This is a genomic window from Sphingobium sp. (assembly GCF_049304695.1).
Taxonomy (GTDB): domain Bacteria; phylum Pseudomonadota; class Alphaproteobacteria; order Sphingomonadales; family Sphingomonadaceae; genus Sphingobium.
The window spans coordinates 1-11,539 of sequence record NZ_JBAQOK010000038.1; the positions used below are offsets into that span (position 1 = coordinate 1).

The 11,539-nt window shown below is 60.8% G+C and carries 9 protein-coding genes; 1 reads left to right on the forward strand and 8 read right to left on the reverse strand.

The window, feature by feature from the left end:
• Window positions 1-1,004: 1,004 nt before the first annotated feature.
• From mobF to WA070_RS05320, 4 genes are all read right to left on the reverse strand, one after another.
• On the reverse strand, window positions 1,005-3,959 hold the full coding sequence (gene mobF / locus WA070_RS05305; RefSeq protein WP_422633089.1) for a MobF family relaxase: 2,955 nt from the start codon (window positions 3,957-3,959) through the stop codon (window positions 1,005-1,007).
• On the reverse strand, window positions 3,956-6,046 hold the full coding sequence (locus tag WA070_RS05310; RefSeq protein WP_422633090.1) for a type IV secretion system DNA-binding domain-containing protein: 2,091 nt from the start codon (window positions 6,044-6,046) through the stop codon (window positions 3,956-3,958). The genes mobF and WA070_RS05310 overlap by 4 nt, the downstream gene beginning before the upstream one ends.
• Window positions 6,043-6,342 carry a CopG family transcriptional regulator gene (locus WA070_RS05315; RefSeq protein ID WP_086486312.1) on the reverse strand — a complete coding sequence of 100 codons (300 nt, stop codon included), beginning with the start codon at window positions 6,340-6,342 and terminating at the stop codon, window positions 6,043-6,045. The genes WA070_RS05310 and WA070_RS05315 overlap by 4 nt, the downstream gene beginning before the upstream one ends.
• A gap of 156 nt (window positions 6,343-6,498) precedes the next feature.
• Window positions 6,499-6,825, reverse strand: a complete 327-nt coding sequence (locus WA070_RS05320; protein ID WP_422633091.1) for a hypothetical protein — start codon at window positions 6,823-6,825, stop codon at window positions 6,499-6,501.
• Window positions 6,826-7,476: 651 nt separating this feature from the next.
• Between WA070_RS05320 and WA070_RS05325 the strand changes: the two genes are divergently transcribed.
• A complete protein-coding gene (locus WA070_RS05325; protein ID WP_232016437.1) occupies window positions 7,477-7,713 on the forward strand; it encodes a hypothetical protein in 237 nt (78 codons plus the stop codon).
• 459 nt (window positions 7,714-8,172) lie between these two features.
• Here the strand turns inward: WA070_RS05325 and WA070_RS05330 are convergent, their stop codons facing one another.
• The 4 genes from WA070_RS05330 to WA070_RS05345 form a co-directional block, all read right to left on the reverse strand.
• Window positions 8,173-9,153, reverse strand: coding sequence for a DUF2493 domain-containing protein (locus WA070_RS05330; protein ID WP_325414134.1), 981 nt, complete (start codon window positions 9,151-9,153; stop codon window positions 8,173-8,175).
• Window positions 9,154-9,565: 412 nt separating this feature from the next.
• Window positions 9,566-10,576 carry a DUF2493 domain-containing protein gene (locus tag WA070_RS05335; RefSeq protein WP_422633092.1) on the reverse strand — a complete coding sequence of 337 codons (1,011 nt, stop codon included), beginning with the start codon at window positions 10,574-10,576 and terminating at the stop codon, window positions 9,566-9,568.
• 71 nt (window positions 10,577-10,647) lie between these two features.
• Window positions 10,648-10,929, reverse strand: a complete 282-nt coding sequence (locus WA070_RS05340; RefSeq protein ID WP_422633093.1) for a hypothetical protein — start codon at window positions 10,927-10,929, stop codon at window positions 10,648-10,650.
• 86 nt (window positions 10,930-11,015) lie between these two features.
• On the reverse strand, window positions 11,016-11,486 hold the full coding sequence (locus WA070_RS05345; protein ID WP_088189812.1) for a DUF736 domain-containing protein: 471 nt from the start codon (window positions 11,484-11,486) through the stop codon (window positions 11,016-11,018).
• Window positions 11,487-11,539 lie beyond the last annotated feature (53 nt).

Sequence of the window (11,539 nt, forward strand, 5' to 3'; positions counted from 1 at the left end):
CAATACCAGCGCACCGCCCACAGGATCACATCACCCTGGAAATGGCGCCACTTGAAATCCGTCATCGTTCCGTCCGTCCAATCTCCGCCAAGCATGCTCAAGCTTCACGATTTTTGCAACAGAGCCCACTGACGAAATACACTGTACGCTAGATCTGGTAAATCAAGTTACGTCCTGTCTATCACGGGCGAAAGGCAGCGTCTCCATATCTCGTCCGTATATGCCGAGCTACCGAACTACGATAGCGTATCTGCCGCCACGTCGTCGGGCTGTGATAGACGCCAATTGCCTTCCAGTAATTACCGGTAGAGCGCAAGGCAGACAAGAATATCCACCTTGCAGCCTCCGCATTGAAGCAGGGATCAAAACGCAGCCAATGTCGAACCTGAACAGGTGCACGCCCAACAAGCGCAGCGATGCGAGGTATCCACCAACTGTTGATCTGCAAGGGACCAAGATCGTAAGAGCCATTGATGTTACGAACCTCAGCGCCGATCCAGCCCGCTTCCTGATCGCGCAATCCCCAAAGCGTTTTCTCGAGCCAGGGCTGACCAAGCGAGGCTTGCCGAATACAGGCGGAGATTCGCAAGTCCCCCTCGTCAGAAGACTTCGAAAGTGTGGGGGTGGTGTACAATGCCATACCGATGACGGCAGTGCATAACAGCCTGGGGTTGCCGTATGACCTCATCCGACCCTCCGGATAGCGGTTTCAGGCGTAGTGATTGAATTGGTCGGATCACTGTAAAGTGACAGCGCCGCAGCTGGGCCACCTTTGAGAAATGCAAAGAGCGCTCTCCCCGAATTGATCTCGGCGGCGGCGCTACGAGCGAAAGAAGTCCAGCTGTCAGGCCCGGTCCTTCCAATGCGTCTGAAGGAAACTCTACACCTTCCGGTCTGGCGCGACGAACTGAATTCTAACCCATGCAGAGGCGGGACAGCGCCTGCGAAGCGCTTTCCCTGGGTCAGCTGAACGGCAAACTTACAGCGAAGCATAGGCAGTTACCTTATCGTTCGGGGCCGTGGGAGGGCTCGGGTCGAGGTGCAGGAGAATGATTTTCCCGGTTAATGCCGATTTTCGGCGCTCGTCCTTCGGCGCGCGCATGGTCGAGAATGCCTGCGAGAAACCTGTCGAGCACCTGCGCGATGTTCCGGGCACCGTCGGCAAGATGCTCAGCCGCGCCACGGGGTGAGCGGTCACGATAGTGGAGTTGTCGCTCGAGCGCCCGATCGCGCCGCTCGTTTCGGTCTCGCTCCTGCTCGGCCCTCAAATTTTCCAGATGGCCTTCCCGGCGTTTCGAGAAGGCATCTACGCGGTCAGTCTTCAACCGGCCCAACCCTTCCGACGAAGACGTCTTCTCTCCTGATTGGCGCTCGAGCTTGGCAATCAGTTCCTTGACGTTGTTGGTCCATAGCCTGGCACCGAATGCCGCGCGGGTAATGGCGGTGTAGAAATTCTGGGCGTTGACCAGCGGCGATTCGACCGGTGCCAGCACGAAAACGCGCGGATAGGTTTTGGACTGGGCGGAATAGACCGTCTCTGCATAACCATGATCCCAGGTCCGGTGCTCGGACAGATCAACCCGCTGCACGCGCCCATCTCGATCCCATCGTATCGTCGCTAAGGGGCCGTCAAGTTTCTCCACGGTGCCGCGCTCGGCATTGCGCAGACCGAGTTCGCGACTGACGAGCCGCCACTGGATACGGTCGCCCTCGGCAACGTCCCGTTCTTCAGAACTGAACACATTGATGTGCCTGGACTTTGTCACCTGCGGATCCCAGCGTACGATGCGCCCCTGATTATCAACGAGACGCACAACCTGGCGCCCGTTGGCATCCCGTCCCCGTCCGGCGACGCGATAATCGGCATTTCGAGCGATACCAAGCCCTGCAATGTCTCGCTCGAAACGCACCACCTGCCGTGCCCCGTAGAAACGGGCCATATGCTTCTGGATATCGGTCAAGCCCGCCGGGGCGAGAATGGAAAGCAGACTATCCTCGGCGGCCAGCCCATTCTCGTTTTTCAGCGCTTCGCGAATCTTACTGTTGACGATCAGCCGAGTCGTGTTGTCGAGGACGAGGATATTGGTGCCGGCCCGTGATTCCGGCTTGAGCCGTATCCAGGCATTGACGGCCTGCTCCGCCATCTTTTCATTGTCGTCGACGGTGATGACGCTATCGAGCTTTGCCAATGCCTCGGCAAAGTTCCCGGCGCGCGCAGCGGTAACGGCCGCCTTGATCGATTTCGTTTCCTGCCGCACAGCTTGCGTCAACTCGACCGTCGGCAAGCCCAGCCTTCGCATCAACCAGAAGGGTTTGCCCTGCTCGATCGCCCCGGTCTGTTTCTCATCTCCGAGGAAAAGCAGCCGTGCGCCGGTTGTCCTGCTTATCTCCAGCATCCGCTGGGCCTGGCGGTTGCCGAGCTGCCCTGCTTCATCGAGAACCAGCACATGGCGGTCCGTGATCCCCTGCCCGCCGCGCGCGACGAAGCTGGCGACAGTATGGGACATGATGTTCGCCTTGCTTCCCAGTTCCGCAGCGGCCGATGATGTGGGTGCCAATGCAATCAATGTCGTTCCCGGCTCGGCCGCCTCGGCCAGAACTCTCACCAGCGTCGATTTTCCAGAACCGGCAACACCGTGAATCGCTGTGACCCGATCCCGCGTCAGCGCCGTCTCGACAAGTGCGTGCTGCTGCTGGGTGTTGAGCGACGTCCCGTCGAGCACGGCCAGCAAGCGATCGCTTGAGGCGATTGGACGCGCGTCATTGAGGCCCAGCGCGATATGCTGAGATAATGCCAGTTCCCGACGCCAGGATTTGCGGCTGGTGCGGCCACGGGTCAATACCTTGTCACCGGTCTGTTCATGGGTAGGCAGCAATTTGCGCAGGGCCTCATGTGCTGCGATCCGGGGACGGATATCGTCGAGCCGGACTTCACCGACATGGGCAGCAAGACCGGTGCGCAATATGTCGCCTAAATTGTTGACCGCCTCGGATGTCTCCAGTTGCCGCAAGCCGAAAAGAGCAGCACGCGACGCATCGCGTTCCGTGGGCGCCGGATGCTCCCCTTCCCGACCCCGCGCCAGCGCAGCAATCTCCTGCAGCGTTTCGAGACGCTTGCCTGTCCGCTGATGCCATTGCGCGCTGAGTTCTTCCTGGCCGATCTTAACCTTCGCCTTGCGGGTGGCGTAAAAGGAAGCACGCTGGGCTTTCTGTCCCGCCAGACCATGTTCGCGCGCATGGTCCTCGATCGCTTCGGCGCGCTGCGAGAATTGGTCGATCAGGTCCTTTGGTACGCCTCGTATCTCGAACAATCCGGAACGCGGATCAGCATCGATTTCGTAGCCCGCTTCGCGCAAGCCGAAAGCCAGCGCGCTCCGATAGATCTGCCCGGCCACGCGCTGTTCGCCATACATGACCCGGCTTTCGAGGCTTGCCATGGGATCGCCATTCTCGCGGTTCGTCATGTTGAGCACGACGAGATGCGTATGCAGATGCGGATCAAGTTCCCGGCTGCCATGCTCGGTAAAGCGAGCAACCAGGATCCGACCCGTTGTTTCATGAACAATCTTGCCCTCATCGCGGCGGCGCAACTGCGCCTGCTCCTCCAGATAGGAAATAGCTGCGGTCACCGCGCCCTCATGGGCGGCAAGCACGCGTTCGTCGCCGACCACGAGCCCCATGATCGAAACCGACTTGGGCGCGTTGACCGCAAAATCCCAACCGGGGTGATGCTGCATTCCGCCGTTCGCACGGTGTCGTCCGAGTTGTTGATCGCCGACTTTTCCAGCAAGAAAGTCGCGCAACAGCTTCGGGTCAACAGCGCCGGAGAGGCCGAGATCGCCTGCCAGCTTCCCACCCCATGCAGACGGTTCATTGCCGCCCTTGGTGTAGTAATCGCCCACCGCATAGTAGCGAGCGATATTGGCTGGTTTGCCATGGAGACGTTGCGGCTGGATCATGCTGGCCTCGCCCGCTCACGCGGTCCGTCATCGCGGCCATGCTGGACAAGATCGGACCGGATTTCTCCCTGCTTGCCGGCAAGGATCGTCCAAAGATTGCGGGCGGGCACGGGAAGCTCGGCATTCTCGTTATTGAGCAATATATCTTCCACGCGCTGCGGGTCGATGTTCGGCGCTGGAGGCGTAAACAGATCCGGCTGGGGTGGTGGCGTCGGGGCGGGTTCCGAAGATGTCGAAGGCTTCGCTGGCTTGATCTCGCCATGTGTCGCCGGCGGAGATGACTGCGTGGCTTCCCGCTCCATCGCTTCACGAACACGCGCTTCGGCATGGGCGATGCGAACGAGCATCCCGGCCTTGTCGATCTGAATGGGGGGCGTCGTGCGTTCGAGGAAAGCTGGCCCCAACGATGGCACGTCGTTGAACCGGCTATCGAACCGCACCACGGGCAAATTGCGGCCGAAGCGCAGGAAGCCCACCAGGTTGGGCAGGTTGGTGACCTCGGTCGACATGACCAGTGGCCGCGTCACCTGCATGCGCGACAAATTGACACCGTCGCGCATATCGTTGACGCCATAGGACATGCCCTCATTGGCCTCGACCTGTTCGACCTGACCGAGGTTGATCGAGACATGCTCGGCGGTATCCGTGTCGTTCGCGCGCAGCGCCACCCAAGTCGAGCAATAGCCAGTGATCGCAGCCGCATCGTCCTTGCCGTAGGTCGCCTTGAGCTGGGGATAGGACTGGAAACCCAATATGCCGCAGCCGCCATATTTGCGGGCACGGGCGAGAAAGTCCGAGAGCGACGGCAGCTTATGCAGCGTCGGCAGTTCATCGATCACGCAATAAAGCCGTCGGTCGCGATCGGGCGCCAGGCTCATGATCGCGCTGATTGCGATGTCGAGCCAGACGGTGATAAGCGGGCGTAGCGACGGAAGCTGATCGGCTTTCACTGTGATGAAGAGCCAGCTTCCATCAGCGCCCTTTTCCACCCAGTCTCGGATCGAGAAGCCGTCTTCGGTGTCATCGAGATAGCCGAAGCTGCGCATGACCGATGCAAGTTCGGCCTGGATGCCGGCGGATGTCCGTTCGCCTTCGGTGCTGATGAAGGCGGCGGCATCAGTGCCGGTGACAAAGGCGGCGAGGTCCTTCAGTTTGGAGCGCAGCAGACGATCGAGCAGCACCGATACATAGGTATGTTTCTGGCGCGCCAGCTTGCGCATGACCGCAACCAGCGTGCCCCGCGCCGCCTTCGCCCAGAAGGGATCGCCATGCTTGTCGGGAATGGTCGATTCCGCGATCTGATCATAATGATAATCGCGTGGCACATCGACCCAGGGCGACCAGCGCGCCGCGCGTTGGTCGAGTGGGTTGAGCAACATGTCAGTGCCCTGCCGATAGAATTTCTCGACGAAGGTACCGGCGGTATCATAGACGATGGCGCGCCGACCCGATTTGCGGATGCCGTCGAGCATGCCGACGATGAGGTTTGTCTTTCCCGTGCCAGGCGCACCGCACAGCAGGATATGCTCAGGCTCATAGGCCTCAGGCACCGGCACATTGCCGATCACCAGAGGTCCCTTGGTCTGTCGCCATAGCGCACGTTTCACCTGGCGGATCGTGCCGAACCTTGCCCCTCGCAGATATTCGTTGGAGCCAAGGCCCCTGCCCGTCCGGGTGAAGTAGAACCAGGCCCAGGCGAGCATGACAAGGGTGAACAGGCCAGAGAGCAGTGCGCCATGCAGCAGATAGCCTTCAAATGCATGCAGAGTCTTTTTCGCGAGGGTGGAGGCAACCAGCCAGTCCGCCGAGGTCCAGTAGGCCTGGCCTTCGGGGGTGCGAAACTGCACCGGATCATTGGTCCCGGCGGCGGCATCCACCTTGATCGTGGCTTCGGCCAATTTGACCAGAACGAACCGCTCATACTCGGTCGACTTCTCGAACGCATACCAGAGCGTGCCGATGATCCAGATGATGAAGCCGGCCAATATGGTCTGGTAGAAGACCTGGGTCGTCATTCGGACATTGTGGACGATCGCCTGTCCGCCCCGCGTCCAGGAGCCTAACGTGTCGTTGCGAAAGATGCTCATGGGATATCCTCGCCGCCAAGCAGTCCACGTTCGGCAAGGATCATTCGGGCCTGCGCCATGCCCTGCTCGAGCGCGCTGGGAGATTGCTCGCCGACGGACGTCGCGACGATTGACAGGATCTGGATCGAGGTGGCGAGGATCTCATCCTGGGAGGAGAAGACATAGCGTTTGCGCTCATCGACCGCCTGTTCGAGGAGCTGACGGATGAACCCCGATAAGGACAGGTTCGCACCGAGCGCACGGCGCATCAAGGCTGCATGCAGCGATTCATCGAGGCGGAAATTAAGCTTGGGCAAGCGAAGGGTCTCCTTATCCGGAGACCTTCGAAAATATCATGAAGCGGTCGCATATTACCGGAATGGCAATATTGGCGCAAGCCGCCCTATCACCAGATTGATCCAGAGATTGAGCGCTGAGGATATGTGCCGACAGGAACAGGCTGAGCAGCTCGATCAGTTGCCTCTGATGATGATGGACGGCGGCGGCGTTCCGCCTGTCTCGTCGCGGTTTCGACGGATTTCGCCGATCCCCAGTCTGATCTTCTTGGCCACGACCTCCGACATGCGCCGCACCTCACTGGGCGTATCGAGACCAGGGACGCCCTCCAGAAACTCGGCCAGCAAAATCGTGAGCATCTGACAGACTTCTGCTGTCCCGATATAGAGAGTATCCCCCTTGCGCGCTTCCGGAGAGTGCTGCCTTTGCGCCGACACTTCGCAGATGGCCTTTACCACCGCCCGGCGTAGGTCGCTGATATAGTCCTCGTTCAATTCCGTCATGGCGCCATCCTTTCTGCCGCGACAAAAAGACCATGAATTTGGCCAGGATTCAACGGGCGTCGCCCCGACGGTTCCGGCATCACAGCATTCTGGGATCCGCAAAGGCGTACGACGCGTATCACGAAATTCCAGATGTACTTTCAATAAGATAGGTCGGACCAAGTGAGCGTGGTGTTTCGCGTACGACAGCCCACCGGTTAAGTGTGAGACGTGTACTGCAGACTTATCCTAATGTTTTCAGGACATAATGTGGCCGCAGCACCCGTGCGTAGGGTCCATTACAAAACGGCCTTGCGCCGTGCGTCCCGCCTTACGCAGCGCGCTCGCGCTGCGCTGTCTCGTGCCGGTAGGCGCGGGGCACCCTTGCTGCTGGTTTTCAGGGACCGATATCAGGGCGGTTTGAGGGGTAGAGCTCATGAGCTTGTTCTCCCAGAATTTAAAATGGAGGCCGGATATAAGGCCCGGTCCCGAGAGCGTGATTACCTTTCATCAGGGGATTTAACGCCGGGCTTCGCTTGCCAGCATCGCTGCCTCGTCGGCGCGCCGTACACCCCGCCAGTCCCCCAGGAAGCGGCAAGCCGCACTTGCTTTGGCCCGTCGATATGGCACAGTTGCGTGTGACGGGCAGGCCATCGGGGAAGGACGATGGAAATGCCAAAGATGACCGAAAGGGATCGGCTTGCCGATCTCGAAACACGTCAGCGCAAGCTGACGGAAGATCTGGAAACCGCCCGCCGCGCTCTGCGCGGCAAATATGCGGCCATGGTGAACGACGTGCCGATAGAGACGCTTACGGAACGTGAGTTCCGCGAACTTCTGATGCAGGCGATCCGGGTTGGTGGCAGCGCAGCGCTGACGGCCCTGAAAAAGTTGCCGCCGGTGACCTGACCCGCCGCGAAGCGGCAATCTGATGATAACCGGCAGAGGTGGGGCATCATGAACCTATTTCTGTCGGTATCAGAGCGCAGGATGACTATGCGGTCTTCCGGGGCAAACCCGATAGTGATGAAGCATCCCCGTTCTGCACATCGACGAATATCAGCGAAACTTCCCCTGCTCCGATCATTCTAGATGATAAAGCCATAGGCGGCATTCCGCGCTATGGCCCTCCCCTCCTCTGATGGTCACGCTGAACGTTTTCGCGACGACCCGCCCTCCCAAACCGCACCTGAAGGGTGTCCCTGCGACGAGCACGGCGAAGCCGCGCGCAGGAGGCCGGGACCGCGCTGGCGGTTCCGCATCGCCCCCGCGACGGGCCCGCTTGCGGGTCCCTGAGCGGGGGCGAGTGCTGCGCTCGAAAAAGAAATGAGGACCGGCCCGGTAAACCGGACCGATCCTCGCAGGACGTCATTGCGCCTCCCATTCCTGATCGCTCAGTCGGACAAACCGCGCCGGGATACGCTTCTCTCTGACCAGCCGCGCGAGGTGCGATTGCAATCCCGATCCTTCGCAGACCAGCGCCTCGACGGGACGGAGGCCCACCATCTGCTCGTTGCGTACGAACCCCGCCCGCTTGCCCAGCTTCGCACTGAGGCGGAATGTGATGAGCGTCACCTTGCGCGACGCTGCCCAGGCTGCGGCCATGGCGTCGCACCCCTTGTCCTGCGCAGTCGTCGCCAGCACCATCATCGGATTTCGGGATTTGGCTTCATCGAGCTTCTCCCAGATGAGACGGTCGTCGAACCAGCATTCCGCTCCTCCTGAGAAGATCACGATGGGCCCTTGCGGGTTGTGCGCGTCAGTTCTGCGCTGACGACGGGCGGCGAGGAAATCGGTGGCGGCAATCACCGACGCGGTGCGCTTACTCGATACCAGCGATCCCTTGGGCGCGGACCATGGCCGTCCGGTTTCGGTATGGAAGACGTCAGCGGCATGGTCGCGCATGCACCGCAGTGCATCGGTAGCTTCGTCAAGATATTCAAGTTCGTCGCGTGCCTGCTCGAGTTCGACGCTATGGATTTCGCTGCCATCGGCGCGACGCAGCAGGTCCTGAACCTGCCGTGTCGCCTTGTCGGCCTGGCCCTCCCACTGGTCGGCGACGTGATGGAAGCTGTTGACGATACCCCATGCCAGGCGTTGCGCGGCGGGCTCCAAGCGCGTGTCGCGCAGGACATCGAAAAGTGTCGTGACGATCAGTTCGACGGCGAGCTGGGCTTCCCTCGGATCGGGCATGTCGGTCGCCATCTCCTCACCGCCTGGCCCGATGCGGACACCATCTAGATCGGACGCGAAGGCGGCGTGGAAATCGTCGGTGGTGGCCGCTGTCTCCTGCGTGATGAATGCGGCGATGTCGGAAAATGTGCGGTCAGACTGGTTGATCTTCGTCATGTGAACCTCCTGTTGAAACGAAAGAGGTTCCCCCTTGGGCACGGGCTCCGAGCGGCGGGGTCAAGGATCGCGGAACGCGACCGGCGCAGCCGGCGATGGGGGTCACGATTTTTTGGGGCGGCCACCATGGTCGAGTGAGAAGCGCGGCGCCTGAGCCGCCCCGAAAAATGGTGGGGCCCCGTCGTCCTTGAGGCCGACGCGGTCCCGTGCCACCCTTGGAATTCTTGAGAGAGAGAAGAGGCGTTGCGAATCTGGGGCTCGATGCCCCTGATTCGCAAATGGGTGCCTCCAGGCGCTGTCCTTGCAGGGAAGTGCCGGCAACGCTTACCCTGATCGCCGAGGTAGCATCTGTTCCATGAAAAAGGGGACAGCGCGTAGCGCCGTCCCCGAACGAAATGCAAACGATGTAATGTCAGGCGGCACGGCGAAGTTGGCTGCGTTGGGGCGGAGCGACCTTTTCAACCGGCACCTGGTCGGCCTTGCGGAAGGCATGGATCGGAACGCCGGCCTTGCGCAGGGCCTGATAAAGATTGGCCTGAATACCCGATCCCTCACCCAGCAAGGCTTCGATGGGTTTCAGGTCCACAAGCTTGCGATTGCGGGCGAAGGGCGCACCGCGCCCCGACCCCATCAGCGAGTATGTCACAAGTTGCACCTCCCGATTGCCAGCCCAGGAGGCCACGATCGCGTCGAAGCCCTTGCGCTGCGCGGTCGTCACCAGCGTCATATGCGGGATGCGTTCGAGGATCGTGTCGAGCCGATCCCAGAGCAATTGCCAGTCATGCCACTCGGCATGGCCTGAGGCGATAACGATCGGTCCACGGGGACGGTACCGCTCCCGTTCGGCCAGTTCACGGGCGCGCAGGAAATCCTGTATCGATACTTGCGTAGCGGTAGCCGCCTTCGAGACACGCGATCCGCGAGCCGGCGACCAGGGGCGACCAGACAGCACGCGGAAAGTTTCAGCGGCATAATCGCGCATACACTCGACCGCCTCGCGCTGTTCGGTCAGCGACTGGCACAGGAGCTGTTTCTCCTCCAGTTCGCTGTTGAAGACCTCGGAGGGCTCGATCCGCCGGATCATATCGCGCAGCTCATGGGCCAGCATGTCTTCCTGTCGTTCAAGCTTGCCAGCGACGAAGTGGAAGCTGTTGACCATGCCCCAGGCGATCTCGGACGCGAGCGCGTCCAGGCGGGTATCGGTCAAAAGATCGAAGATGGTGGCGATCACACCCGCGCAATCGGCCTGCGCGTGGAGCGGTTCGGGCATATCATGCTCGCCCGGCTCGTCGCCCGGCGCGATGATCGAAAGCGGGATGGGGTCGCCAAAGGCGCGCTTGAATTCCGGTGTCGCCGTCATCTGTGCAAACAGCGCCGGCAGGTCTGCAAAGTGGTTGATACTGTGCGAATGGTCGTGGATCATGGGACTTCTCCTCATCATTGAAAAGGAAAAGAGGCGCGAACGCGCAAAAGCGTCCCGCCCCATTATGTCGATCAGTGCATGTTCGCCCGTACGCTGGCGAAAGCGGTTGAGCGCGTCAGGACAGCATCGACGATTTGCGCCGCATGGGGCGCAAAGGGCGTACCTTCGAGCAGGTCACAGATAGCAGCGATGATCTCGCCGCATGTAACGCCGCCAGGTATTTCCGGCGAGCGGACCACAAGCGTGTTTTGGGGTGTCAGCAGATCCCGGATAGCGGGACTGGCCATGATCGCGGCGCAGAGCGCCGAGAGATCGGACAGCGACGCGATGTCATGAAAAGAAGGAAGCGGCATGGACTGTCTCCTCATGCGAAGAAAGGAAAAGGGCCGGGGAGGCCTGACGCCTCCCCGGCCCCGAACTGGTTCCGATCAACGGGTGATCAGAACGGGTCCTCCTCGCCAAACGGCGCGCCTGCACCGGCCAGCTCGCCGTCAGCCCCTGCGGTGCTGTCGCCGAAGCCGCCTTCGTCGCGCGAACCGCGATCGTCATAATTGGTGCGGCTGGTCCCCATGCTGCCCCCGAAGTCGGAGCGCATGGTGTCGCGCCGCCATGCGACCATGTAGCCGCCATGATCGGCCGGGAAGAGCGCGATCGGTAGCGGTTCAGGCAGGCTGGGATCGTCGATATTGCCGGCAAGGAAGACCTCGCCGGTGCGCTTGGACGCAGCCTCCCACAATGCGCCGACCTGAACCCAGCGACGCGCGACGTTGAGCGCCAGGATCTCATAGACCGGAGCCTTCTCATTCTCGCTCATGACCTTGCGCAGCCCGATGCGCGGGAGATCGATCGTGCGGGTGGCGATCGAGCCCGTCAGGCGGCCGTTCTGATTGAAGATTTCACCGATGTTCATCGTCTTGACCTTTCGAATGTCGCTCGAAATCCATTTTCCGGCGACACCCTCCC

Bases quoted from the DNA above. Each gene is read 5' to 3' on its own strand.
- mobF (WP_422633089.1), bottom strand. From the start codon at position 3,959: ATGATCCAGCCGCAACGTCTCCATGGCAAACCAGCCAATATCGCTCGC.
- WA070_RS05310 (WP_422633090.1), bottom strand. From the start codon at position 6,046: ATGAGCATCTTTCGCAACGACACGTTAGGCTCCTGGACGCGGGGCGGA.
- WA070_RS05320 (WP_422633091.1), bottom strand. From the start codon at position 6,825: ATGACGGAATTGAACGAGGACTATATCAGCGACCTACGCCGGGCGGTG.
- WA070_RS05325 (WP_232016437.1), top strand. From the start codon at position 7,477: ATGCCAAAGATGACCGAAAGGGATCGGCTTGCCGATCTCGAAACACGT.
- WA070_RS05330 (WP_325414134.1), bottom strand. From the start codon at position 9,153: ATGACGAAGATCAACCAGTCTGACCGCACATTTTCCGACATCGCCGCA.
- WA070_RS05335 (WP_422633092.1), bottom strand. From the start codon at position 10,576: ATGATCCACGACCATTCGCACAGTATCAACCACTTTGCAGACCTGCCG.
- WA070_RS05340 (WP_422633093.1), bottom strand. From the start codon at position 10,929: ATGCCGCTTCCTTCTTTTCATGACATCGCGTCGCTGTCCGATCTCTCG.
- WA070_RS05345 (WP_088189812.1), bottom strand. From the start codon at position 11,486: ATGAACATCGGTGAAATCTTCAATCAGAACGGCCGCCTGACGGGCTCG.